We start from the raw sequence: 25,242 nt of genomic DNA on the forward strand, positions 1-25,242 counted from the left end.
GGCGTGCCCCGGAAAGGGGACGCCGAGCAAGGGCAGCCCCGCAGCGACGGTGTCGTCCCCCTCCACCGAAGGATGAGAGGGGGAAGCGGCCTAGGCCGCTCAGGGGGTGGTGCATTTTCATGCGGGCACCTCGGTGCGCTGGGCGACGCGCATCACCGCCGAGCGCGAGCGCGGATTGGCCGCCACTTCGGCGGCGCTGGGCTTGATGCGGTCGAGCGCCACCAGGCGCATGGGCGTCGGCGGCGCAAAAGGCATCCGGCGGTCGTAGACCTCTTTCGAATGCTTGGCGATGAACTGCTTGACGATGCGGTCTTCCAGCGAATGGAAGCTGATCACCACCAGCCGGCCGCCCGGTGCCAGCACGCGCAGGCTGGCTTCTAGCGCTTGTTCAAGCTCCTGCAATTCGGCATTGATGAAAATCCGAAGAGCCTGAAATGTCCGGGTGGCGGGGTTTTGCCCCGCCTCGCGGGTCCGGACCTGGCCAGCCACGAGCTCGGTGAGCTCGCTGGTGGTTGTGAGAGGGCCCTTTTCCTGGCGCCGCGCAACAATCGCCTTTGCAATAGGCCCAGCAAACCGTTCTTCGCCATAGTCACGTATCACCTCCGCAATCTGCTGCACGTCCGCATCGGCCAGCCACTCGGCCACGCTCTGGCCACGCGTGGTGTCCATGCGCATGTCCAGGGGAGCGTCGAAGCGGAAGCTGAATCCGCGCTCGGGGGTGTCGATCTGGGGCGAGCTCACTCCCAGGTCCATCAGCACGCCCTGCACGCTGCCTTCGGGCAGATCGGCCAGATTGCTAAAGCCCTCGTGCCGAATGGAAAAACGCGCATCGGTGATGCGCGCAGCTTCTTGGATGGCTTCCGGGTCCTTGTCAAAGGCCGTCAGCCGGCCATCAGGCCCCAATCGCTGCAGAATGCGCCGGGAGTGACCCCCTCGGCCGAAAGTGCCGTCTATCCACTGGCCGGAAGGGGTCGGTCCTGCTGCGCCGAGCAGTGCATCCACGGCTTCGTCGAGCAGAACGGTAATGTGTTGGAGGGGCTGGTTCAAACGCGCGCCCTTTATTAGAAAGCGAAATCCTGGAAAACGTCTGGCATCTGGGCCTGCATGGCCTGTGCCTCCTGGGCGTCATAAGTGGCTTTGTCCCATAGCTCGAAGTGGTTGCCCATGCCGAGCAACACCGCTTCCTTGCTCAGGCCCACGGCCTGGCGCAGTTCGGGCGAGATCAGCACGCGACCGGTCCCATCCATGTCCACGTCCATGGCGTTGCCCAGGAAAATCCGTTTCCACCATTGCGCGGACATGGGCAGCTGCGCGATGCGTTCGCGAAACTGCAGCCACTCGGGCCGGGGGAAAAGCATGAGACAACCATGGGGGTGTTTGGTGATGGTGACCTGACCTTGGGCCATTTCATTCAAGGCGTCACGGTGCCGGGTCGGCACTGACAGCCGACCCTTCGCATCCAGACTGAGCGAAGAAGCCCCTTGAAACATTGAATTGCCCTCGGACTGACGACTGCCGCTCTCCGCCTCAAAATGGGCGAAAAAGGCAGGTTTCACCACTTAATTGCACTTTTTTGCACTGTAGCAGCAATTCGTTGAGCTGCCACAAGGGGTGTGACAATTATTTGCAATGAAATCAAGGACTTAGCACGCAAAGAGAATGGGTGTTTGGGCAAAAAGTCCTTGCCCCATAAGCACTTACTCAATTCAGTGCAAGTGAACTCTCAGCCGCGCACCAGCTGCAGATGCATACATCAGGCGCGGCCAAGCGGGCGCAACAGGGAAAGACTTCCCTGCTTTTGCGCGCCAAGTGTCACAAAATGAAACGGGAAAGGTCTTCGTCCTGGCTCAGGGTCTGCAGACGCGCGTCGACATAGGCGGCGTCGATGGTGATGGTCTGGCCCGTCAGGGAGGCCGCATCGAAGCTGATTTCGTCCAGCAAGCGCTCCATCACCGTGGACAAGCGGCGGGCGCCGATGTTTTCGGTGCGCTCGTTGACCAGAAAGGCCGTGTGCGCCAGACGGGTGATGCCGTCGGGAGTGAACGTCAGCAGCACACCTTCGGTGGCCAGCAGCGCCTGGTACTGCTTGACCAGCGACGCATGGGTTTGCGTCAGGATGGCTTCGAAGTCCTGCACCGACAGCGATTCGAGTTCGACGCGGATGGGGAATCGCCCCTGCAGCTCGGGAATCAGGTCGCTGGGCTTGGACAGGTGGAACGCGCCCGACGCGATGAACAGGATGTGGTCGGTCTTGACCATGCCGTACTTGGTCGACACGGTCGTGCCTTCGACCAGCGGCAGCAGATCGCGCTGCACGCCCTGGCGCGACACGTCCGAGCCGCTGGTTTCCTGGCGGGTCGCGACCTTGTCGATCTCGTCGATGAAGACGATGCCGTTCTGCTCGGCATTGGCGATCGCGCGGACCTTGATCTCTTCCTCGTTGACCAGCTTGCCGGCTTCCTCGTCGGTCAGCAGCTTGAGCGCCTCGGCGATCTTGAGCTTGCGCGTGTGGCGCCGCTCCTGCCCCATCTGGCTGAACATGCCGCGCAACTGCTCGGCCATCTCTTCCATGCCCTGGGGGCCCATGATTTCGAGCGGCTGGCGCGCTTCGGCCAGGTCGATCTCGATTTCCTTGTCATCGAGCTGCCCTTCGCGCAGCTTCTTGCGAAACACCTGGCGCGCCGTGCTGTCGACCGGGGTGTCAGTGGTGCGCGCCTGGGGCACGAGCACATCGAGGATGCGGTCTTCGGCCGCATCCACGGCGCGCACGCGCATCTTGCGCACTTCCCAGTCACGCGTCTGCTTGACGGCGATCTCGGCCAGGTCGCGGATGATGGCATCCACGTCCTTGCCCACATAGCCGACTTCGGTGAACTTGGTGGCTTCGACCTTGATGAAAGGCGCATCGGCCAGCCGCGCCAGACGGCGCGCGATTTCTGTCTTGCCCACGCCGGTGGGACCGATCATCAGAATATTCTTGGGGGTGATTTCCTGGCGCAAGCCATCCTCGACCTGCTGGCGGCGCCAGCGGTTGCGCAGCGCAATCGCCACGGCGCGCTTGGCGCCCTGCTGGCCCACGATGTGGTGGTCGAGTTCGGAAACGATTTCCTGGGGGGTCATGGAAGACATGTCATTAATCCAATGGGCCCACAGCACGGCAAAGGCCAGGGCTGCAAGCCAGCAAACAAGGGGCAGGCCAGCTCAGAGGGTCTCTATCGTGTGGTGCATGTTGGTGTAGATGCACAGCTCGCCCGCGATTTCCAGCGACTTCTTGACGATCTCGGCGGCGCCCAGATCGGTATTGGTCAGCAAGGCCTTGGCGGCCGAATGCGCATAGGCTCCGCCCGATCCGATGGCCACGATGCCCTGTTCAGGCTCGAGCACATCGCCGTTGCCGGTGATGATCAGCGACGCCGTCTTGTCGGCCACGGCCAGCATGGCTTCGAGGCGACGCAGCACGCGGTCGGTGCGCCAGTCCTTGGTCAGCTCGATGGCGGCACGCGTCAGATGACCCTGGTGCTTTTCCAGCTTGGCCTCGAAACGCTCGAACAGCGTGAAAGCATCGGCTGTGGCCCCGGCAAAGCCGGCCAGCACGGTGCCGTGATAGAGGCGGCGCACTTTGCGCGCAGTCCCCTTGACCACGATATTGCCCAGAGTGACCTGGCCGTCGCCGCCAATGGCGACTTGAATGCCGTCTGCCGTCTGGCGGCGGACGCTGATGATGGTGGTGCCGTGATACTGTTCCATAGCCTTGCTATCTGGGGGCGAATCGCCGGGTTGCAAGCGGCCCTGGTCATTTTTTCAGTCACTGCGCGGCACCAGCCGGGCGTGCTCGCTGATGCCGATCATGCCGAAGAACACGGCGGCCAGTTGGTGCAGGCGGTCGAAGCACAGATCATGGCCCCGGGCCTGCATGTGCGCCGACCAGTTGAGCACCGAGCCCGCGGCCGCGAAGTCCAGGCGAATCAGCTGAGAGCAATCCACCACCAGCGGCACGCCGGCTTGGGCCTGGGCTTCCAGCGCCAGCAGCCAGGGCGTGGCATCGCTGGCGATGCAGCCGGCCAGACAAGCCCTCTTGCGGTTGCTGGTCGGCGCGGCCTCCGCGGTGTCGACCGCCTCAGCAGCAGCAGCCTCCGGCACCGCGCCCGCCACGGCATCGGCCACTGCGGCACCGGCCGCCGCGGTATCGACCGTCGAACCGTCGACGTAGCTGCTCAGGGGCTGCGTCCATGAGGGCGGCGACACTTCGTAAGTCACGCAGTAATCCAGCGCCGCCAGCTCGAAGCTGTCGTGCTGCTCCATCAGCCGCAGCACGGCCATGCGCAGGCGCCAGCCATCGACGCTGGCCTCGCGGTTGCCGGAAACCGTCTGCGCCTGCAGATACTGGACCAGTACCTGCGCGTCCAGGAACTGGATCTGTCCCGGCGTCTGCGCCCACTCGGTCACCACACGCTCGAACAGCGGTACGGCGTCGGCCTCGATGCGCTCCAGCGCCGTCCAGATCAGGGTCCAGGGGGTGGTCGCTCGCCCCTTGGCAGCCTGCAACGCGGCCACCGATTGCCGCGTCATCACCGCCGGGGCCGTCCAGCGCCAGGCATGGGCGCCCTCCGGCTCTTGCGCCGGCGTCTGCGCGGCGTGACCCGCCAAACCCAGCTGCGCCGGCAGCGAAAACCACAGTGGCGCCGAGCGCCCGACCTGGTCGGCGAAATCGATGGCCAGCACGTCGAAGCGCTCGGCCAGACCCGCGGCGCGGTACAGATCGAACAAGGCCAGCCACACCGATTGCTGGTGGTCGGGCTGAGCGGCACGCAGCGCCAGCAGCTCCAGCAGCGCGGCTTCGGCGCCCACGACGTCGCCATTGGCGAACGCGATGGCCGCTTCTTCAAAATCCGGGTCGTGCACAAACGTGGGTGCGGGCAAGGGGGCTGCGCCGGCCAGGGCCGATGGCGCAATCGCGTCCCAGGCCGGAGGGTCGCGCAGCTGGGTTGCCGCAAAAGTCGTCGCCAGGGCCACCCGCTCTTCGCCTTGCAAGAGCCGCTGTGACGCCGGCCATGCGGGCGCAGGCTCCCCGCCCCAGGTCAAGGGCACGGTGGGCGCAAAACCCAGGGGCAGGGACGCCGGGCCAGAGCCCGGGGCCGCGGCCACGCGCACCGAATCCAGCGGGGGCAAGGCCGACACCAGTTCCATGGGCAGCGTAGAAGCGTCTGCCGGCTGTTTGTTGCGCCACCACTGCTGCGACATCTGCTCTTCGATGGCGTCGATTTTTTGCACGGTGACGGCGCGTGCGTCGGCCGAAGTCAGGCTGCTGTGAAAGCCCGACGGCAGGCTGGCAGGCTCCGCCGGCACGTCAGCCGCGCCTGCAGACAAGGCCTCTTTCTGGCGCAGTTTGCGCAGCTGATCGAATTCACGCTGGCGCACAAAATCGTTGCGGCGCTTGCGCTCGAGCATTTGTCGCAAGGCCTGCTTGTCGGGCGCAGCCGACAGGTCGTCTGCCAGCGCATCCAGCTCCGACCAGTTGACCGTGGGATGGCGCACAAAGCGCACCACCTTGGAAAAAAGGCCACCGGCCTTGCTGTCATCCTTGGTCATAGAAGGTCAGCGTAGCGCAAGTGGCCTGTGCATGGGCTTGATTCAGCTCAATCGCCGAACATTTTCTGCTTCAGCTCGCGGCGTTGCTGGGCTTCCAGCGACAGCGTGGCTGTAGGCCGGGCCAGCAGACGACCGACGCCGATGGGCTCGCCGGTTTCGTCGCAGTAGCCGTAGTCACCTGCGTCGATGCGGGCAATCGACTGCTCGATCTTCTTGAGCAGCTTGCGTTCGCGGTCACGCGTGCGCAACTCCAGCGCGTGCTCTTCCTCGATGGTCGCACGGTCGGCGGGATCAGGCACCACCACGGTGTCTTCGCGCAGGTTTTCCGCGGTCTCACCGGCGTTGTTGTGCATGTCCTGTTTGAGCAAGACCAGCTTATGGCGGAAAAACGCCATCTGCTTGTCGTTCATGTACTCATCTTCAGGCATGGCCATGACTTCAGCGTCGGTCAGCTCTTCAGCAGTTTTGGTCTTCCAGTTGTTTGCCAACTTGGGGTCTTTCTTTGCAGCAATCAACGAAGGCGCTTGCATGGTTGTAGGCATGGTATTTATGTAGCTGGCTTTGGCCGCATCGAAGGCGGCGGCCGGGGCCATGGAGGGTACGGTCAATTGGGCCAACCGAGCGGAGGGGCGGGTGCTGCGAGCCAGGCCGCCGGCGCCCCCACCCGTTGTGGCTGGCGCCACCGGCGGGGATACAGGCTGGGCCACGGCTTTGGGCGCAAGCTTCTTCGCGACCTGGGTAGCGGTCTTGGCAGACGCGTTCACAACAGCTTTTTTGGCTGCGGGTGATTTGGCAGCTGCTTTCACTTTGCTGGATTCGGCATTCACTTCCTGTCTCCTCACAGTACTACCGGCCCCGGGTAGGGGAACAAGTCCGAGAGGGTCTTGTCTTCCGGGTTCTCTTTAGGGGCGCGATTGTATCGACCACAGGCAAGGCCCAACAAAACGTTGCGGATACCCAACATACGGGTATTCCACAGGACGCGAGAATTTGCACTCAATTTACGTTAAAAATTAACATCTGCATACAAATAACCCCTTCTCCCGAAGCGGAAGTTCGGGCATTTTGTCAGCCGACCGCTTGTCAAACGGCCGGCCGACCGGCCGCTGTTACGCCAGACACTGGTCCAGGCCTGAGCGGAAAATGTCCTGCGGCAAATCGATGCCGATGAACACCATCTTGCTCTGGCGCTGCTCACCAGCCTCCCAGGCCGGCCCCAGGTCGCTGCCCATCAACTGGTGCACGCCCTGGAAAATCACTTTGCGCTCCGTGCCCTGCATGTTGAGCACACCCTTATAGCGCAGCATCTTGGGGCCGTAAATATTGACGATGGCGCCCAGGAAGTCCTCCAGACGCGCCGGATCGAACGCACGGTCGGCACGGTAGACAAAGCTCTTCACATCGTCATCGTGGTGGTGGTGGTGGTGCGGGTGGTTGCAGGCCTCGCCCGGCGCATGGTCGTGGCCGGCATGGGCGTCGTGACCATGCTCCTCGTGCGCGCAGTGGCCGTGGTCGTGATCGCAGTCGCCATGGTCGTGGCCGTGGTCATGACCATGGTCATGCGCGTCCTCTTCCTTGAGAAAGTCGGGATCGATGTCGAGCTTGGCGTTGAGGTTGAAGCCACGCAGGTCCAGCACTTCTGCCAGCGGCACTTCGCCAAAATGCACGGCCTTGATGGGCGCGCGCGGGTTCATGTGCTTGAGGCGGTGGATCAGCGCCTGCTGCTCCTCGTCGCTGACCAGGTCGGTCTTGGACAGGAAGATCTGGTCGGCAAAGCCCACCTGGCGGCGCGCTTCCTGGCGGTCGTCGAGCTGCTGGCCGGCGTGCTTGGCATCGACCAGGGTGATGATGGAGTCGATCAGGTAGGACTCGGCCACCTCGTCGTCCATGAAGAAGGTCTGCGCCACCGGGCCTGGATCGGCCAGCCCCGTGGTTTCAATGATGATGCGCTCAAACTCGACCAGGCCCTGGCGGCGCTTGGCGGCCAGCAGCTGCAGCGTCTCGCGCAGGTCTTCGCGGATGGTGCAGCAAATGCAGCCATTGCTCATCTGCACGATCTGCTCCTTGGACTGGGTCTTCAGGATGTCGGCATCGATGTTTTCCTCACCGAACTCGTTTTCGATCACGGCGATCTTCTGGCCATGGGCTTCGCCGAGCACGCGCTTGAGCAATGTGGTCTTGCCGGAGCCCAAAAAGCCCGTGAGGATGGTGACAGGAATGAGAGACATGGAATGGCCTAGAAAGTAATTGCGCGCAAAGCGCAGGCGCCCGCGCCCCTTTGGCGCGCGCAGGCCCTGCCTGAAACAACGAATATGGGGAGTTTACCGGCGGATTCAAGGCCTCTTCATGCCCGGGATGGCTTGGCTGCGTGCCGGAGGATGCCGCATGGGCCACAGGATGCTGGCAACCGCGACAGAGCGCCTGAAAAGCCCCTCGGCGGCCCCCAAGGCGGCAGACGGCCCCAAGGCCAAATGCATTTGGGGGGCTATTTCTTTTTCGCTCGGGGATGGGCCATTTCGTAAGCCTGTGCCAGGTGCTGGAAATCCAGCCGCGTATAGATTTGCGTGGTGGCGATGCTCGCATGGCCCAGCAGCTCCTGCACGGCACGCAAATCACCGCTGGACTGCAGCAGATGGCTGGCAAACGAGTGGCGCAGCACATGCGGGTGCACCGACGTCGTCAAGCCGGCTTGGCGCGCGCGCTCGCGCAGCCGCACCCAGACCGATTGGGCCGTGAGCCGCGCCCCGCGCCGGCCGATGAACAGCGCCGGCTCCAACCCCTGCGCGAACGGCTGGGCCCGGCACGCCAGCCAGGACTGCAGCGCACGCAGCGCCGCGCCGCCCACGGGAACGATGCGGCGCTTGCTGCCCTTGCCCAGCACATGGGCCTCGCCGGCCGCGAAATCGATCCAGCCGCGCGCCAGGCGCTCGGTGTCAGGCCCGGGAGCCACGTCCAGTCCCACCAGCTCGCCCACGCGCAGGCCGCTGCTGTAGAGCAGCTCGGTGATAGCCGCGTCGCGGGCTTCGAGCCAGGGGTCGGCTTCAGCATTAGCGTGGTCGGCCAGTTGCAGCGCATCTTCGACGGCCAGCGCCTTGGGCAGCGGCTTGGGCGCGCGCGGTCCGCGCACGCCTTCCACCGGATTGAGCGGCACCAGCGCCTGGCGCGCCGCCCATTGGAAAAATCCGCGCCAGCCCGAAAGAATCAGCGCAATGCCGCGCGCGCTGCGGCCGCTGCTGTGCATCTGGGCCGCGAAGCGGCGGATGTGCGCGGGCTGCAGCGCCAGCAAGGGCGTCTGGGCCGCCTGGGCGAACTCCAGCAACTTGCACAGATCCAGGGTGTAGAGCGTGTGCGTGCGCTCGGCCAGGCGCTTTTCCACCCGCACGTAGTCCAGATAGGCCTGCACCGCGGCCGGCAGCTCGGGCGCGGCACCGCCCTCCATGGTCAGACCGAAGTCAGTTGGCGCGCGCCCGCCACCGGGCGCATGCGCGCCAGCGCCGCGCTGGCCTGCTCGGCGATGCGCGTCAGAAACTCGGTGCCCATGGTGGCATCGAAGCGCAGCGGATCGGGCGAGCCCAGCACCAGCATGCCGAACGCCGGCGACGGGCTGCTCAAGGGCCCGTCACGCAGCGGCAGCAAGGCCAGGGATTGCACGTCGTCCACGCGTTGCAGCCAGGCCGTGGGTTCGAACCCCAGGTTGGGACCGCAGAACGGCATGGTCAGGGAGGAGGCAAAGGCTTTCACATCCGCACTCACGCCCATGGTGAACAGCGAGCCGGCAAACGGCGGCGCCACATCCCAGACGCGGATCGCGGCCTGCGGCACGTCGAACACGGCGCGCAGCCCCTCAGTGACCGCATGGGGCAGTCCGCGCGCATCGCCGATGCTGGCCAGGTCGCAATTCCAGCGGTGGATCTTCTGGGTGATGGCGGCGTTTTCGCTGCTGTTGCGCACCATCTCCATGATGCGCTGCTCCAGGCCCTTGATCTTGTCGCGCAGCATTTCCGCCTGGCGCTCCTGCAGGCTCACCGCGCGGTGGCCATGCACGCTGGGCAGGCGCACGCCGGCCAGCAAGTCGGCATGGCGTTCAAAAAACTCGGGGACCTGGCCCAGGTAGGCGGCAATGCTTTCTTCGCTGGGGATCAAGGCGTGGGCGCTGCGAGTGCTGTCGTTCATGGTACTTCCGGAAGTTCGATCTGACCGTCAAAAACAAAAGTGGCAGGGCCGGTCATGAAGACGGCGTCGTCATCTGCCCCGGCCCAGGCAATGCTCAGCAGGCCGCCGCGTGTGTGTACCTGCACCTGCGAATCCAGCAGGCCCAGGCGAATGCCGGCCACCACGGCCGCGCAGGCGCCCGTGCCGCAGGCCAAGGTTTCGCCCGCGCCCCGCTCATAGACGCGCAGGCGCACTTCGCCGCGGCTGACGATTTGCAGGAAGCCCGCATTCACGCGCTGGGGGAAACGCGGGTGCTGTTCGATCTGCGGCCCCCATGTGGCCACGGGCGCGGTATCGACATCGGCGACCAGCAGCACGGCGTGGGGGTTGCCCATGGAGACGGGCGTGATCCAGGGGCCGGAGGCATCGAGTGCCAGCGACCAGGTCTGGGCCTGGCCCTGGCGCCGGGGCTCCAGCCCGCTGGCGTCGAAAGGCACGCGTTCGGCCTGCAGCTCGGGCCGGCCCATGTCCACCCGGACCCGGCCGTCGGCGGCCAGCTCGGGGGCGATCACGCCGGCCAGGGTCTGCACACGGATGGTCGTCTTGGAGGTCAGGCCCTTGTCGTGCACATAACGCGCAAAGCAGCGCGCGCCATTGCCGCACTGCTCGACTTCGCCGCCATCGGCGTTGTGGATCACATATTCGAAATCAATACCCTCGGCCGGTGCCGGGCGCACGCTGAGGATTTGGTCGGCGCCTACGCCAAAGTGGCGATCGGCCAAAAAACGGTATTGGGCAGGCGACAGGCCCAGGCGGCCCTGCGTTTCGTCGAGCACGACAAAATCATTGCCTGCGCCTTGCATCTTGGTGAAGCGGATATGCATGGGTGCCGATTATCCGCTCTGTCGCCGACCATCGGCCGACAAGCCACCATCGCCCCTGGCCAGCGGGTCGGCACCGGCCCCGCCGGCATCCGCCCGCGCCAGTCCGCGCTACAGAGCGATCTTGGTGATCTTCGAGCCTTGCAGCGACACTCCGGCTTCGAGGCCGGCATTGGTCATCACAAAGGCCGCCACAGGCGCCTGGGCCGTCTGCGTGTCTATCATGCCGTTGGCGCCGACCTTGCCCACGGCCACGGTGGCATCCACGCCCGCCGACCAGCCGTTGCCGTTCACGAACTTGTCCAGCGCATCCTGGGTGTTGAAGACATAGATCACCGCCTTGGACTGGCCGCCGGCCTGCCAGCCGATCGAGGCACCCGTGGTGCTGTAATAGCCCAGCGTGCGCTGGCCTGAACGCAGCACGCCGCGGCCATGCTCGACCCCGACCACAAAGCTGCCGCCGATCACCGCCGGGAAGACCAGCACGCCCTTGGCGCGGCTGATGAGCTCGCGCGAACCAGGCGCCGTGTCGTACAGACGCGACAGGGTCGCGTTGGTCTGGGCTTCCAGCGCGCTGCGGTCGGCACGGGGCGAACCCTGGGAATCCGGTGGGGTGGTGGTGCATCCCACCATGGCCACTCCGCTCACGGCAACCGCCGCGGCAACCAACAAGGAACGAACAAAAATGGGCGCCATGGAAATCTCCTCCGTACGTTGAGAGGGCTTGCGGGCACCGGCGGCGCTGCAAGCGGTTCATACCGGCCGATCCAAGCCCGGCCTTCAACCATGCTAGTGGTGTTCGCGGCATTTGTCTCATCGCCGCTGCAGCTCAGCCTGTGCGCCTACAGGCAGGACCGCAAATACTCACCACCGTCACAGGTGCCCGGCCGGCACAGCACGCCAGCGCCCCGTGCATGCCGACATTGGCGCGCATGCAACAGTCCCGCCGACCTTCTTGTGGCACAACTGCGAAGATCGGGCCTTTGCCCCATCGATCCGCCTTTCATCCTTTCCCAGGAGACAACATGAATTTTTGGAACCACCTGCACCACCCCCGCGCCGCCATGGTGGTGCTGCGCATCACGCTGGCCCTGCTGCTGCTGTTTCACGGCTGGTCCAAGATCACGGGCGGCATCGGTGGCATCGAAAAAATGGTCGCCAGCCATGGCCTGCCCCACTGGCTCGCCTATGCGGTCTATCTGGGCGAAGTCGTGGCCCCCCTGCTGCTGCTGATCGGCGTGTGGGTGGTGCCGGCGGCGCTGGTGGTCGTAGTCAACATGCTGGTGGCCCTGGTGCTGGTCCATTCCGGGCATTTCCTGTCTATCGGCAGCTCGGGTGGCTGGGCGCTGGAATTGCAGGCCTTCTTTCTCGTCACGGCCCTGGTCGTCGCCATGGGTTACTCGAAAGGCAAGTGAGCCACCGACCGGCCCGCCAGGACCGCTTTCCCGATCTTCTTCGCTATGCATCCCATGACCCGTCCCAGCCAGCTCCTGCGCTCGCAGCGCCCCCCAGCTTCCCCCCGGCCCGCCGCCACCGTCCTGTTGCTGCGTGACAGAGCCGACGGCGCGGGCTTTGAAGTGCTCATGACGCGCCGCTCGCCCACGGCCAGCTTTCTGCCCGGAGCCCATGTCTTCCCCGGCGGCGGCATCGACGCCCTGGACGCGCAATCGCATGGCTTTGCCACGCGCCGGCCCCGGCAAAGCGACGAGCACCTGACCCAGTCCATTGCAGCCATCCGCGAAAGCTTTGAAGAGCTGGGCGTGCTGCTCGCTCGCCATGCCGACGGCCGCATGGCCGATGCCGACGACATTGCCGCGCTCGACCGCTCGGCGCCGTTCGTCGCCCAATGCCAGGCGCGGGGACTGACGCTGGCGGCCGACGCCCTGCATGTGCTCGCGCACTGGACGGGCGACCGCACCCAGCCCAAGCGCTTTGCCACTCAGTTTCTGGTGGCGCGCATGCCCGAAGGCCAGACGCCCGTGGCCGACGAGACCGAGCAGTTCGAGCCCCAGTGGGTTTCGCCCGCCGAAGCGCTGCAACGCTACGCGGATGGCGAGTTCCTGATCATTTTCCCGACCATCCGCACGCTGGAAAGACTGGCCGAATTTGCCTCGACCGAGGCCGTTTTCGCGGCGCTGGCGAACGAGCAGGCGCTGTGGCAATGCTGCCCGCGCACGGGCCTGCTGGACGGCAAGGAGCGGCGCCACATGGAGCACGAGTCGGCCTATGGCGAGCTGGAAATGGTCAGCCCCGACGGGCAGATCTTCCATCCGCTGGACTGGCAAAGCGCGCAGCCCGTGGCGCTGCGGCGCAATCTGCTGCGCCTGACGGCGCCCAACCCCAGCATGATGACCGGGCCCGGCACCAACAGCTACCTGGTGGGCGACGCCGCGACCGGCTTCGCGGTCATCGATCCCGGACCGCGCGACCCGCAGCATGTGCAGCGGCTGTTCGATGCCGCGGGCGGCGACATCCGCCACATCCTGTGCACCCATTCGCACGCCGACCATTCACCGGGCGCCGCGCTGCTGCAGGCGCTGCTGGTTGACGCCGGCCGCCCGCGCGCCGCCATCCGCGGCCTGGCCTCGGCACCGACGGCGCGCGCCAACAGCCGCTTCACGCCCGACCAGCCGCTGGTCGACGGCGATCGCATCGTGCTCAGCGCCACCGGCCCCGAAGGCCTTGTCACCCACAGCCTGCAAGCCGTGTTCACGCCCGGCCATGCGGCCAACCATGTCTGCTTCTTGCTGGAAGAAGATGCGCTGCTGTTCAGCGGCGACCACATCCTCAATGGCAGCACCACGGTGATCGACCCGCCCGACGGCAACATGGCCGACTACCTCGATTCGCTGACCCGGCTCGACACGCTTTGCGCGCTGCACGGCGTGGAATTCATCTTGCCGGCCCATGGCTACGTGCTGGGCCAGGCGCGCCGCGTCATCGCCCATCTGCAGGCCCACCGGCTGGCGCGCGAGGCCAAAATCCTGCGCGCCATGCAGGCCGCGCCCGACGGATCGCCCCTGGATTGGGTGCGCCTGGCCTATGCCGACACCCCCCCTGCCCTCTGGCCGATTGCAGAAAGATCCCTTTTGGCCCATGTGGAGCGCATTCGTGCTTTAGGCTTGGCGCATGTCTCAAACTGAATCCGTTCGCCTGTCCAAGCGCCTGGCGGAACAACAAAGCTGCTCGCGCCGCGAAGCCGAGCTGTACATCGAAGCCGGCCACGTGCAGGTCGACGGCAAGGTCGTGCTCGTGCCCGGCACCCATATCGGCCCGGACCAGGAGGTCCGGCTCGCTCCCGGCGCCAAGGCCGAAGCCATCCCTCCCGTGACCCTGCTGCTGCACAAGCCCGCGGGCTACACCCAGGGCGAAGCCTATGGCCGCGTGCCCAGCGCGCACAGCCTGCTGACCGAAGCCAACCTGGCCGAGTACGACACACCGGCACCGGTGCGCGTGCTCTCGCGCCACTTTGACGACCAGGTGGCCTTCCTGCCCATTCCCGTGCCGGGCAGCGGCCTGGTGATCTACACGCAGGATCCGCGCATTGCGCGCAAGCTGCAGGAAGACGCCTATGCGCTGGAGCAGGAATGCGTGGTCGGGGTCAAGGGCCAGATCGTCGAAGGCGGCCTGCAGCGCCTGTGCAAGGGCGGCATCATCATGGACCGCCACCAGCCCCTGCCGCCGGCCAAGGTCAGCTGGCAGAACGAAACCCATCTGCGCTTCGCCATCAAGGGCTTCTGGCCCGACAAGATCGCGGACATGTGCGCCGAAGTGGGCCTGGAAGTGGTGAGCCTGCGGCGCCTGCGCGTGGGCCGCGTGTCCATGGCCAAGCTGCCTGAAGGGCAGTGGCGCTATCTGCTGCCCTGGGAAAAATTTTAGCCCCCCTGAGGCGCTGCGCGCCTTCCCCCCAGGGGGAGGGGCGGCCCTTGCTCGCTGCCCCTGAGATGGGCCGCGCCAGTTTCACAGGCTGTGCGCTGCATCGGAATCCCCAAAGAAAAAGCGCCTGAAGCCCATTCCTGGGTTTCAAGCGCTTTTTGCGTGAAAAGTGTGAAGTCCACCGATAAGCCGGATTCTGTGCACGGCCGACATTCTTGCGAACGCCGGTCGCGTGACCGTCATTACTCTGGGCTGGTGGTCGCCCAACCAGCTCGATGCTACCTACCCGCACACTCCGGGGGCCCCGTCAACGTGTGCCTACTTGGTATTGCTGCGCGTAGAGATTGCCCGTTTCACCCGCACTAAAGCGGCTCGTCTCTGTTGCTCTGATCCTCACCTCGCGGTGGACAGCCGTTAGCTGCTACGCTGCCCTATGCAGTCCGGACGTTCCTCCAGTGCGGTCTTTCGACACTAGCACCAGCGACGGTCTGGCGAACTTCACCCCCGGATTATCACCCAGGCGCAATGCCCTGCGCCCGGCGCCTGCCTTCAGGGCCTGGCCACGGCATAAGAATATGCCCAGAACGCAGATCAACTGCGCCAGAATGTGCGATCTACCCCCGCCATCCCCAAGGAGACGCCATGAAAGTTGACAGCATTCTGCAGACCATAGGAAACACCCCCCATGTGCGCGTGAACCGCCTGTTTGGCCCGGGCGCCCAGGTGTGGATCAAGTCCGAGCGCGCCAACCCCGGCGGCTCCATCAAGGACCGCATCGCGCTGTCCATGGTCGAGGACGCGGAAAAGACCGGACGCCTGCAGCCCGGCGGCACCATCATCGAGCCCACCAGCGGCAACACCGGCGTGGGCCTGGCCCTGGTCGCGGCGGTCAAAGGCTACAAGCTGGTGCTGGTCATGCCCGACAGCATGTCCATAGAGCGCCGGCGCCTGATGCTGGCCTATGGCGCCAGCTTCGACCTGACGCCCAAGGAAAAAGGCATGAAGGGCGCGATCGCCCGCGCCGAGGAACTGGCCGCGCAAACGCCCGGCGCGTGGATTCCCCAGCAGTTCGAGAACCCCGCCAACGTGGAAGTGCATGAACGCACCACGGCCCAGGAAATCCTGGCCGACTTTCCCGACGGCCTGGATGTGCTGATCACCGGAGTCGGCACCGGCGGCCACCTGACGGGCGTGGCGCGCGTGCTCAAGGCCAAATTCCCCCAGCTCAAGGTGTATGCGGTTGAACCCGCGGCTTCGCCCGTGATTTCGGGCGGCGCGCCCGCACCCCACCCCATCCAGGGCATTGGCGCGGGCTTTATCCCCAAGAACCTCGACACCAGCCTGCTCGACGGCGTGATCCAGGTCGAAGCCGAGCCGGCGCGTGAATACGCCCGCCGCGCCGCGCGCGAGGAAGGCACGCTGGTCGGCATTTCGTCGGGAGCGACCCTGGCCGCCATCGCCCAGAAGCTGCCCGAACTGCCGGCCGGCAGCCGGGTGCTGGGCTTTTCCTACGACACCGGCGAGCGCTATTTGTCGGTGGAAGGCTTTTTGCCGTAAAAAAGGGGGCACCCCCTGAGCCGCTGCGCGGCTTCCCCCTCTCAACCTGCGGTGGAGGGGGACGGCAGCCTCGCAGCGGGGCGGCCCTTGCTCGCTGCCCCCTTGCTAGGGCGCGCCAGTTTCATAGGCAGGATGCTTTGCGAGCGCAGAGGATAACGGCCTCCTGTGCAACTGGTCGGCCTGCACCGTGCCTGCTTTTTCCGGCCCTTGCCCGCGCCGCGGGCCAACGCCTTGGTGGCGCAGGGCAATAGCGGGGCAGCGCCACAAGATCGGTCCAAGGTTCTACTATCTATCCGTTCACAAAGGATAGATCTTGTACGGCTATTTCGAAAAACGCATCCCTCCCTACCCGGCAGCCGAGCCCACGGGCCTGCCCCGGGGCTTCGTGGCTTTTGTCTGGGCCTGCACCCAGGGTCTGCGCGGCCATGTGCTGGCCATGGCGCTGCTGGCGGCCGTCACGGCGGCCTATGAGGCCTGGCTGTTCGCGGTCATGGGACGGGTGGTGGACTGGTTGACCCGCGTCGAGCCGGCCCAGTTGCTGACCGAGCACCGTGGCGCGCTGTGGGGGCTGGTGGCCGTCATGCTGCTGAGCATTGGCCTGGTGGCGCTGCAGACCCTGGTCAAGCACCAGGTGCTGGCGATCAACTTTCCGCTGCGCCTGCGCTGGAACTTCCACCGGCTGATGCTGGGCCAGAGCATGGCCTTCTACGCCGACGAATTCGCCGGCCGCATCACCACCAAGATCATGCAGACCGCGCTCGCCGTGCGAGACATGATTTTCACCACCACCGACATCGTGGTCGGCATGACGGTCTACCTGATCACCATGATGGTGCTGGCCGCGTCCTTCGACACCTGGCTGCTGCTGCCGCTGCTGCTGTGGACCGCGGCCTATATCGCCGCCTGCTGCTGGTTCGTGCCCCGGCTCGGCGCCGTGGGCAAGGCCCAGGCCGACGCGCGCTCGCTGATGACCGGACGCATCACCGACGCCTATACCAACATCGCCACCGTCAAGCTGTTCGCCCACACGCGCCGCGAAGCCGATTACGCGCGCTCGGCGATGGAAGCTTTCCGCGCCACCGGCAATGCCCAGATGCGGCTGGTGAGCCAGTTTGAAATCGTCAACCATGTGCTGATCGTGCTGCTGATTCTGGGCAGCAGCGGGCTGGCGCTGTGGCTGTGGACCCAGGGCCAGGTCGGCGCGGGCGCGGTGGCGGCCGTCACGGCCATGGCGCTGCGCATTTCGGGCCATGCGCGCTGGGTGATGTGGGAAATGACCAGCCTGTTCGAAAGCGTGGGCACCATCCAGGACGGCATCAACACCTTGACCCACCCGCCCACGGTGCGCGATGCGCCCGACGCCCAGCCACTGCGCGTGACGCGCGGCGAAGTGGTGTTCGACGACGTGTCTTTCGGCTACCGCGACGGCAAGCCCGTGATGGAGCATCTGAACCTGACCATTCGCCCCGGCGAGCGCATAGGCCTGATCGGCCGCTCGGGTGCGGGCAAGTCCACGCTGGTCAACCTGCTGCTGCGCTTTCACGACCTGCACCACGGCCGCATCCTGATCGACGGCCAGGACATTGCCAAGGTAACGCAGGACAGCCTGCGCCAGGCGATCGGCATGGTCACGCAGGACACTTCACTGCTGCACCGCTCCATGCGCGACAACATCCTCTACGGCCGACCCGACGCCAGCGAAGCCGAACTGCAGGCTGCGATCCAGCGCGCCGAAGCGGCCGACTTCATCCAGCACCTCAACGACCGCCACGGCAACCAGGGTCTGGACGCCCAGGTCGGCGAGCGCGGCGTCAAGCTCTCGGGCGGCCAGCGCCAGCGCGTGGCGATTGCGCGCGTGATGCTCAAGAACGCGCCCATTTTGCTGCTCGACGAAGCCACCAGCGCCCTGGACTCGGAAGTCGAAGCCGCGATCCAGCAAAGCCTTTACAAGGTGATGGAAGGCAAGACCGTGATCGCCATCGCCCACCGGCTGTCGACGATTGCGGCCATGGACCGGCTGATCGTCATGGACCAGGGGCGTATCGTGGAAGAAGGCTCGCACCAGCAGTTGCTGCAGCTGGGCGGCGTCTATGCGCGCCTGTGGGCCCACCAAAGCGGCGGTTTCCTGGGCGAGCCTATCGACGGGCCGCTGTAACACGGCCCTCTTGCACCACAGACCGCCCCAAGGCGGTGGAAGCCCCTCTGGGGGGCAGCGAGCCACACGCAGTGGGCGAGCGTGGGGGTGCTATGTCCTAGCGGTTCTCTGCCAGGCGATGGTGGTGCGACTCCGGGTCCGCCCCATAAGGTGCGTGTCCCTGTATCCCTCCCGGGCCCAGGGCCTGCGAGGCCATATCCGCGCTGCCCTGTGCGCCCCCTTGGGTTGGCGGCGCCATGCAGGCAGTCAGTACGAAAACGGCGATGGCGCCTACCGCAGCCATGCCATAGATGTTGCGCTTCATATATGCCTTTCAAAGTTCCGGCAAGCCACCGGAACCACTCAGCATGCGCCGGATCATGGCTGCGCGCACAAGGTCACATTGGTAAGTGACGTAAGTTTGAAGAACGAAATACTTTATTCTTGAAACAAATGTAAGTTCAACGCCGTCTTACCCGGGCAGGGTGCGCACCTCCACGCCCAGGTCCATCCAGTCCTCGGGATGGCAGGTGAACAGCAGCAACTGGTGGCGCTGGGCCGCGTCATAGAGCACGCGTTTCATCTGCGCCAGGCGCAAGGCGTCGCTGTGCACAAGGGTGTCGTCGAGCATCAGCAGCGTAGGCTGTCCCGCGGCCTGCAGCAGGTCGGCATAGGCCAGGCGGCTGATTACACCCAGTTGCTCACGCGCGCCAAAACTCAGTGTAGTGATCGCTCCGACCTGGGGCACGGCCTCCAGGCTGGTGCGCGTGAGACTGGCCGGGGCCAGGTCCTCCCCCACTTCCAGCCGTGCGCCGGGCATCAGCAGCCCCAGGTAATGCTGCAAGCGCTGCTGCAGCGGTGCCTGCAAGCGCTGCAAGGCCGCCTGGCGCTTGGCTGCCAGCCGCGTCACCAGCAGCTCCAGCGCCTGGGCGCGGCGCTCGAATTCACTGCGGCGCAGCGCCAGCCGCGCCTGCTCGCCCGCCAGTTGCGCGCGCTGCTCTTCCAGCCCCTGGGCACTGGCCGCCTGCAGCTCGGTGCCCAGCACCAGCAGCCGGTTGCTGCGCAGCTGCTGGCGCTGCGCCAACTGGCGCAGGCTGTCTTCGTAGCGGCGCATGTCCTGCTCGACAAAGGCCAGCGGCGTCTGCGCCAAGGCCTCGCGGCTGCGCTGCACGCGCTGGGCCAGCGCCGCCTGCTCGGCGCGACAGCCGACCAGTTGCTCCTGGGCTTCACTCTCGCGCACGCGTTGGGCCGGGTCCTGGCTGGCCGCCTGGGCTGCGCCATGCTCGCGCGCCGCCTGGGCGCTGTGGCTCTGGGCCAGGGCCTGGGCCTGCTCGGCCAGCACCAGCGCCTGCTGCGCCCGCGACAAATCCTTTTGCGCCGTCTCGGCCGCGGCCTGGGCGCCTGTCCAGTCCGGGGCCTCGCCGGCCGGCTCCGGGTGCTGGGCCAGGGCCTGCTGGGCCTGGGCAGCGCGTGCACGGGCCTGGTCGCGCTGGGACTGCAAGGCCTCGACGCCCTGCGGCGCCAGCGCCGTCAGCGCGTTCTGCAGCGGGGCGAGTTGGCCTTGCAGCGCGCTGCGGCGCGCCCATTGCGCTTCGGCTTCGGCCAGATCGGCCACGCCCAGGCGCGCCAAGGCCTGGGCCAGGGCGGACTGCGCCTGCGCGCAGGCCCGCGCCACGTCGGCCACTCCCGCGCCGCCCGGCGTGATGGTCAAGCGGCCCAGGCCGGGCCAGTCCAGCGTCGTGGCCTGGTCCAGCCACTGGGCGCCGCCGCCATCCAGGCGACCTTCACGGCCGGCCGCATCACGCCAGGCCAGGGTCTGACCGGGCTCCAGCGCGAACTCCAAACGGGTGGCCGCGGCATCGCGCCGCATCTCGGCTTTCTGCCACTCCTTTTCGCTGCGGCGCAAGGCCTCGATATCGGCCTGCTCCAGGCCCAGGCCCGAGAGTTGCTGCCGCAGCTGCTGCATTTGCGCCAGCAGCAGCTCGGCCTGGGCTGCGGCGTCCTGCCAATGCTGCTGCGCCGCCAGCGCTTCCTGCCCGCGGCTGTGCGCTTCGCGCCAGGCCTGGGCCTGCTGCGCCCTGTCCCAGTGCTCGCGGGCTGCGTCGTTGCGTGCGCGGGCTGCTTCGAGCTGCTGCGCTGCCGCCTGTTGTTTCTGCTGTGCCACGGCCAGCGCCTGCTCGGCCTCGTTCCGGGCCTGGGCGCGTTGCGCCAGCGCCTGCGCCTGCTGCTGGAAGTGCAGCAGTTGCTGGCCCAGCACATCCAGGGTCCGCTGCAATTGCTGCGCCCGCTCCTCGTCGGCACGCGCTTGCTGCGCCTGCTGCTGCAGCTGCGCCAGTTGCACGCGCGCCTGCTCCAGGGCCGCGCGCAAGGCCGTTTCGGGCGGCTGCAAGCGTTCGGCTTCGGCCTCGGCCTGCAGCCGGCCCAACTCGTCGACCTGGCTGCGGTAGGCGGCAATGCGTGCATCCAGCGCCTGCAGTTCCAGCGCGCCGGCCTCGCCCTGCTCCACGGCCTGGGCATATTCGCCGCGCGGCTTGCTGGCCTTGGTCAACAGGGAGTCGCGTTCATCCTGCAGGCGCGCCAACAGGCTGTCGCCCACCGACGCAGCGAGGCCGCCGGCCAGCGGCGCCACATCCGGCGCATCGGCGGCCTGGGCACCCAGGGCCGAGCGCAGGTAGTCGCGCGCATGTTCCACGGGCAGATCCTGGCCAGTGCCCTGCTCTATCCACAGCAGCCCTGGAATCCCCCAGTGCTCGGCCTTGGCTTGACCCCGACTGGCCATGGCAAAGCCCAGGCGCTGGGCCAGATGGTCTTCAGCCTCCTTGCCCGACAGCGCCTGCGTGCCCATTTGCAGATCGCAGCGCGCGCGGCTCAGAAAGCTTTTGCGCAATTGGTGGGCCACGCCGTCGAGCTGAAAATCCAGCACCACCGTCGGCGAAGCCGCGCTGTGGCCCGTGGGCCGCAGGTCTTCCACGGCCGCGCTGGAGCTGTAGCGCTCCAGGAAAGCCGCGCGAATGGCGCGCACCAGCGTGCTTTTGCCGGCCTCATTGGGGCCGGCGACGATGTTCAGGCCGGGCGTCAGGCCGGCCAGCTCCAGCAGGGAAAACTTGCGCAGCTGCTCCACGCGCAGCCCTGTCAAATGCATGCTCATGCGCGTTCTCCCACGGGCATCAAGGCCGCGGCCAGCAGGGCCAGGGCCGCGGCCGCCGGGCTGTCGGCACCGCCGGCCGCGCTTTCGGCACGCAGCTCGGCCAGCAGCTCACCGACATAGCCATCGGCCTGCAGCTGGGCCAGGTCTTCATCCGTGGGCACCAGCGCCAGCGCCGTGCGCTCGCACTGTAGGCTGCGCACCCGGGCATCGGCACGCGCCACGGCAGCGTCCAGGCGCTGCTGGCCGGCCAGATCCACCTGGCCCGCCAGTTGCAGGCGCACCACGTCGCTCGCGCCCAGCGCATCCAGCGCCTGCTCCACGGCGTCTACATCGCTGGCCACGCGCAGGCTGTGGACCAGCTCTTTCCAGACATAGGCCCCGGTCGCGATCTTCTCCACGCGCGGCACGGCGCCGGGCGCGTCAATCGCCACCAGCAGGGCATTGCCCGCATCGTTGTTATGGAAGCGGTCGGCCTCGGGCGTGCCGCTGTAGGCCATGCGTTCATGGATGGACTTGGTGCCGTGCCAGTCACCCAGCGCCAGCCAGTCCAGCCGCGCCGTCTCGCAGCGCGTGGGCGCTATCGGGTTGGTGGAATCTATGCCTTCGTGCAGGATGCCTTGCACGCTGCCGTGCGCCAGGCCTATGCGCAGCAGGCCTTCGGGCGTCTGTGCATCGTCCATCCAGGCGCTCAGGTCGCTGTAGCTGTGGCGCTGGGTCAGCGGCGCGGGCAGCACGGCAAAGCCCTGGGCGGCAAACAGCGTCACTTCGGGCTTGAGCAGCAGGTGCACGTTGGCCGGCACCACGCCCATGCGCTGCGCCTGGGTCCAGACGCTTTCGGCCAGCGCCGCATCGTGGTTGCCCGGAATCAGCAGCCAAGGGCCGCGAAAGCCTTCCATGGCATGGAACAGCCGGCGTATCGTGCGGTCGGAAACGGTTTGCGCGTCCAGCACGTCACCCGCGACCAGCACGGCGTCGACCTGGCGCTCGGTAGCGATCCGGGCCAGCCGCTGCACGACCGCGAAACGCGCTTCGGCCAGGTGAGGGGCAGCTTCGGCGTCGAAGCTGCTGAACTGGCGGCCGATCTGCCAGTCAGCCGTATGCAGGAACAGGGGCATGGGGTGTCTAGAACTCTCTCGTGTCGCGCGCAGGTGCGCTGGGGAAATCATACTGGCCCTTATCTGATCGACGATCAAGGTTGCCTCAGGCCAAGGCGCAGAAAAAACCGCATTTGCCTTACCATCGCCGCCTTGCTTGATAAGTACGAGCCGTCCCATGATCCGCATCACTGAACTCAAACTCCCCCTGTCGGCGATCACTTTCGATCCCGAAAACCACACCGAATTCCATCCCGAAGCCCAGCTGCGCAGGCTTGCCGCCCAGTTGCTGGAGCTCGCGCCGGCCGATCTGGGCCGGCTGCAGGTCTTCAAACGCAGCTTCGACGCGCGCAAGGCCGATCTGCAGGCGGTCTACATCGTCGACCTGGAGCTGGCCGACCCCAGCCAGGAAGCGGCGCTGCTCGAAGACTTCGAGACCCACCCCCATGTGAATCCCACGCCCGACATGGCCTGGAAGCCCGTGGGCCAGGCCCCGGCCGACCTGGACCAGCGCCCGGTCGTCGTGGGCTTCGGCCCCTGCGGCATCTTCGCGGCCCTGGCCCTGGCGCAAATGGGCTTCAAGCCCATCGTGCTCGAGCGCGGCAAGAACGTGCGCGAACGCACCCAGGACACCTGGGGCCTGTGGCGCAAGCGTGAGCTCACGCCCGAGTCGAACGTGCAGTTCGGCGAAGGCGGCGCCGGCACCTTCTCGGACGGCAAGCTCTACAGCCAGATCAAGGACCCGCGCCACCTGGGCCGCAAGGTCATGCAGGAATTCGTCGACGCCGGGGCGCCGCCCGAAATCCTCTACGCCGCCCACCCCCACATCGGCACGTTCAAGCTGGTCAAGGTGGTGGAAAACATCCGCGCGCAAATCACGGCCCTGGGCGGTGAAGTGCGTTTCAGCCAGCGCGTGAACGACGTGCTGGTCGACGCCGCCGACGCCGACGGCATGCGCCGTCTGCGCGGCCTGGTGGTCGAAGACCTGGCCACGGGCGTCACGTCGGAACTCGCGGCCTCGCAGGTGGTCATCGCCCTGGGCCACAGCGCGCGCGACACCTTCGCCAAGCTATATGAGCGCGGCGTGAGCATGGAAGCCAAGCCGTTTTCCATCGGCTTTCGCATCGAGCACCCACAAAGCGTGATCGACCGCGCACGCTGGGGCCGCCACGCCGGCCACCCGCTGCTGGGCGCGGCCGACTACAAGCTGGTCCACCACGCCGCCAACGGCCGTGCGGTCTACAGCTTCTGCATGTGCCCCGGCGGCACCGTCGTCGCCGCCACCAGCGAGCCCGGCCGCGTGGTGACCAATGGCATGAGCCAGTACTCGCGCAACGAGCGCAACGCCAACGCCGGCATGGTGGTGGCCATCGATCCGCCCGACTTCCCGCGCACGGCCCAGGCTTTCGCCGCGGCCTTCGACGGCCAGACCCATGGCGTCGAAAACCTCGCGGACGGTGAATTCCACCCGCTGTCGGGCATCGTCCTGCAGCGCGAGCTCGAATCCCGCGCCTATGTGCTGGGCGGCAGCAACTACGACGCCCCGGCCCAGTTGGTCGGCGACTTTCTCGCCGGCCAGCCGTCGACGGCGCTGGGCGAAGTCGAGCCTTCGTACAAGCCCGGCGTGAGCCTGGGCGATCTGCACCAGGCCCTGCCGGCCTATGCCATCGAAGCCATGCGCGAAGCCCTGCCGGCGTTCGGCAAGAAGATCCGCGGCTACGACATGCCCGATGCGCTGCTCACGGGCGTGGAAACGCGCACGTCGTCGCCGCTCAAGATCGGCCGTGACGACAGCTACCAAAGCCTCAACACGCGCGGCCTCTACCCGGCCGGCGAAGGCGCGAGCTATGCGGGCGGCATTCTGTCGGCCGGCGTCGACGGCATCCGCGTGGCCGAAGCCCTGGCGCGTGACATCCTGGGTCTACCAGTTCCTCCCAGCCGCCGCTGAAATGGAATACACCCCCTGAGCGGCTACGCCGGATGGCCGGCCCCNNCTCTCAACCTTCGGTGGAGGGGGACGACGGCGCTTGCTCGGTGCCCCCTTGCTGGGCCGCGCCAGTTGCATGGGCCATGGATAACTGAAATGACGTACAGAAACACTTTCACGCCCCCCTCCCGGCGGGAGCTGCTGCTGGCCGCGCTGGCCATGGCGGTCGTGGTGCTCGCCTCCAACATCCTGGTGCAGTACGCCATCAACGACTGGCTGACCTGGGGCGCGATCACCTATCCGTTTGCCTTTCTGGTCAGCGAGCTGGCCAACCGCGCCCACGGCCCTGCGCATGCGCGGCGCATCGCCTATGTGGGCTTTGCGGTGGCGGTCGCGGCCTCGCTGCTGCTGGCGCCGCTGCGCATTGCGCTCGCCTCGGGCCTGGCCTTTGCCTGCTCGCAGCTGCTGGACATCCATGTCTTCGACCGCCTGCGCAGCGGCCGCTGGTGGCGTGCGCCGCTGGTCGCCACGCTGCTGGCCGCCATGCTCGACACGGCCGTGTTCTGGAGCATAGGTTTTGCGGGTGAAGACCTGCCCTGGGTCACCTGGGCCATTGGCGATCTGGGCGTCAAGCTGGCCATGGGCGTGGGCTTGCTGCTGCCTTTCCGGCTCTGGATTGGCCGCAACGCCTAACCCTGCGACAGCCAACGAAAATGCCCCCGCCTTTCGGACGGGGGCATTTTCGTTGGCGGGACTACGCACCGGCAAAATGAAGTGCGCGGCTCGCAAAGCCGACTGCCTGTGCAACTGGCGTGTCCCAGCTCAGGGACACCGAGCAAGGGCCGCCCCGCAGCGATGGTGTCGTCCCTGGCCGGGCGCCCCCT

At 66.5% G+C, this 25,242-nt stretch carries 20 protein-coding genes and 1 other RNA gene; 7 read left to right on the top strand and 14 right to left on the bottom strand.

Annotated features, from left to right (window positions below):
* Positions 1–117: 117 nt before the first annotated feature.
* The 11 genes from rsmH to N0K08_RS06760 form a co-directional block, all read right to left on the bottom strand.
* Positions 118–1,047: a 16S rRNA (cytosine(1402)-N(4))-methyltransferase RsmH gene (gene rsmH, locus N0K08_RS06710; protein WP_261499321.1), complete on the bottom strand. Its 930-nt coding sequence runs from the start codon at positions 1,045–1,047 to the stop codon at positions 118–120.
* Between the two features lie 14 nt (positions 1,048–1,061).
* Positions 1,062–1,490 (bottom strand): division/cell wall cluster transcriptional repressor MraZ, encoded by a 429-nt coding sequence (gene mraZ / locus N0K08_RS06715; protein WP_261499322.1) that lies wholly within the window; start codon positions 1,488–1,490, stop codon positions 1,062–1,064.
* A 322-nt stretch (positions 1,491–1,812) separates the two neighbouring features.
* On the bottom strand, positions 1,813–3,129 hold the full coding sequence (gene hslU / locus N0K08_RS06720) for an ATP-dependent protease ATPase subunit HslU (RefSeq protein WP_261499323.1): 1,317 nt from the start codon (positions 3,127–3,129) through the stop codon (positions 1,813–1,815).
* Between the two features lie 72 nt (positions 3,130–3,201).
* Positions 3,202–3,747, bottom strand: coding sequence for an ATP-dependent protease subunit HslV (gene hslV, locus N0K08_RS06725; RefSeq protein WP_261499324.1), 546 nt, complete (start codon positions 3,745–3,747; stop codon positions 3,202–3,204).
* A gap of 54 nt (positions 3,748–3,801) precedes the next feature.
* Positions 3,802–5,589: an STAS domain-containing protein gene (locus tag N0K08_RS06730; protein WP_261499325.1), complete on the bottom strand. Its 1,788-nt coding sequence runs from the start codon at positions 5,587–5,589 to the stop codon at positions 3,802–3,804.
* A 47-nt stretch (positions 5,590–5,636) separates the two neighbouring features.
* Positions 5,637–6,182, bottom strand: coding sequence for an RNA polymerase-binding protein DksA (dksA, locus tag N0K08_RS06735; RefSeq protein WP_408642910.1), 546 nt, complete (start codon positions 6,180–6,182; stop codon positions 5,637–5,639).
* A gap of 516 nt (positions 6,183–6,698) precedes the next feature.
* Positions 6,699–7,817 (bottom strand): CobW family GTP-binding protein, encoded by a 1,119-nt coding sequence (locus N0K08_RS06740; RefSeq protein ID WP_261499327.1) that lies wholly within the window; start codon positions 7,815–7,817, stop codon positions 6,699–6,701.
* Positions 7,818–8,074: 257 nt separating this feature from the next.
* Positions 8,075–9,028: a tyrosine recombinase XerC gene (locus tag N0K08_RS06745; RefSeq protein WP_261499328.1), complete on the bottom strand. Its 954-nt coding sequence runs from the start codon at positions 9,026–9,028 to the stop codon at positions 8,075–8,077.
* Positions 9,029–9,030: 2 nt separating this feature from the next.
* Entirely contained in the window at positions 9,031–9,762 is a 732-nt protein-coding gene (locus tag N0K08_RS06750; RefSeq protein WP_261499329.1) for a DUF484 family protein, read from the bottom strand.
* The gene (gene dapF, locus N0K08_RS06755; protein ID WP_261499330.1) at positions 9,759–10,625 is read right to left on the bottom strand and encodes a diaminopimelate epimerase; all 867 of its coding nucleotides are present in this window, start codon (positions 10,623–10,625) and stop codon (positions 9,759–9,761) included. The genes N0K08_RS06750 and dapF overlap by 4 nt, the downstream gene beginning before the upstream one ends.
* Positions 10,626–10,733: 108 nt before the next feature.
* The gene (locus tag N0K08_RS06760) at positions 10,734–11,318 is read right to left on the bottom strand and encodes a BPSL1445 family SYLF domain-containing lipoprotein (protein ID WP_261499331.1); all 585 of its coding nucleotides are present in this window, start codon (positions 11,316–11,318) and stop codon (positions 10,734–10,736) included.
* A gap of 329 nt (positions 11,319–11,647) precedes the next feature.
* On the opposite strand from N0K08_RS06760, the gene N0K08_RS06765 reads away from it, so the two are divergent.
* The 3 genes from N0K08_RS06765 to N0K08_RS06775 are packed head-to-tail and all read left to right on the top strand — an operon-like array spanning position 11,648 to position 14,501.
* Positions 11,648–12,037: a DoxX family protein gene (locus tag N0K08_RS06765; RefSeq protein WP_261499332.1), complete on the top strand. Its 390-nt coding sequence runs from the start codon at positions 11,648–11,650 to the stop codon at positions 12,035–12,037.
* Positions 12,038–12,091: 54 nt separating this feature from the next.
* Positions 12,092–13,765, top strand: a complete 1,674-nt coding sequence (locus tag N0K08_RS06770) for an MBL fold metallo-hydrolase (protein ID WP_261499333.1) — start codon at positions 12,092–12,094, stop codon at positions 13,763–13,765.
* Complete coding sequence (locus N0K08_RS06775; protein WP_261499334.1) at positions 13,752–14,501, top strand: RNA pseudouridine synthase; 750 nt, start codon at positions 13,752–13,754, stop codon at positions 14,499–14,501. The genes N0K08_RS06770 and N0K08_RS06775 overlap by 14 nt, the downstream gene beginning before the upstream one ends.
* Positions 14,502–14,667: 166 nt before the next feature.
* On the opposite strand, the gene rnpB is transcribed toward N0K08_RS06775, so the two are convergent.
* Positions 14,668–14,998, bottom strand: an RNA gene (rnpB, locus tag N0K08_RS06780) — RNase P RNA component class A.
* Positions 14,999–15,140: 142 nt separating this feature from the next.
* On the opposite strand from rnpB, the gene cysK reads away from it, so the two are divergent.
* Both cysK and N0K08_RS06790 read left to right on the top strand, forming a co-directional pair.
* Complete coding sequence (gene cysK, locus N0K08_RS06785; protein WP_261499335.1) at positions 15,141–16,055, top strand: cysteine synthase A; 915 nt, start codon at positions 15,141–15,143, stop codon at positions 16,053–16,055.
* A 313-nt stretch (positions 16,056–16,368) separates the two neighbouring features.
* Positions 16,369–18,210 carry an ABC transporter ATP-binding protein gene (locus N0K08_RS06790; RefSeq protein WP_261499336.1) on the top strand — a complete coding sequence of 614 codons (1,842 nt, stop codon included), beginning with the start codon at positions 16,369–16,371 and terminating at the stop codon, positions 18,208–18,210.
* Positions 18,211–18,661: 451 nt separating this feature from the next.
* Here the strand turns inward: N0K08_RS06790 and N0K08_RS06795 are convergent, their stop codons facing one another.
* Complete coding sequence (locus N0K08_RS06795; RefSeq protein ID WP_261499337.1) at positions 18,662–21,337, bottom strand: AAA family ATPase; 2,676 nt, start codon at positions 21,335–21,337, stop codon at positions 18,662–18,664.
* Positions 21,334–22,452, bottom strand: coding sequence for a metallophosphoesterase family protein (locus N0K08_RS06800; RefSeq protein WP_261499338.1), 1,119 nt, complete (start codon positions 22,450–22,452; stop codon positions 21,334–21,336). Before N0K08_RS06800 ends, N0K08_RS06795 begins: the two co-directional genes overlap by 4 nt.
* 157 nt (positions 22,453–22,609) lie before the next feature.
* Here N0K08_RS06800 and N0K08_RS06805 point away from each other — a divergent pair, with 157 nt between their 5' ends.
* Positions 22,610–24,379 carry an NAD(P)/FAD-dependent oxidoreductase gene (locus N0K08_RS06805; protein WP_261499339.1) on the top strand — a complete coding sequence of 590 codons (1,770 nt, stop codon included), beginning with the start codon at positions 22,610–22,612 and terminating at the stop codon, positions 24,377–24,379.
* Positions 24,380–24,514: 135 nt separating this feature from the next.
* A complete protein-coding gene (locus tag N0K08_RS06810) occupies positions 24,515–25,051 on the top strand; it encodes a VUT family protein (RefSeq protein WP_261499340.1) in 537 nt (178 codons plus the stop codon).
* The last annotated feature ends 191 nt before the right edge of the window (positions 25,052–25,242 follow it).

Source organism: Acidovorax bellezanensis, assembly GCF_025421555.1.
GTDB lineage: Bacteria > Pseudomonadota > Gammaproteobacteria > Burkholderiales > Burkholderiaceae_C > Comamonas > Comamonas bellezanensis.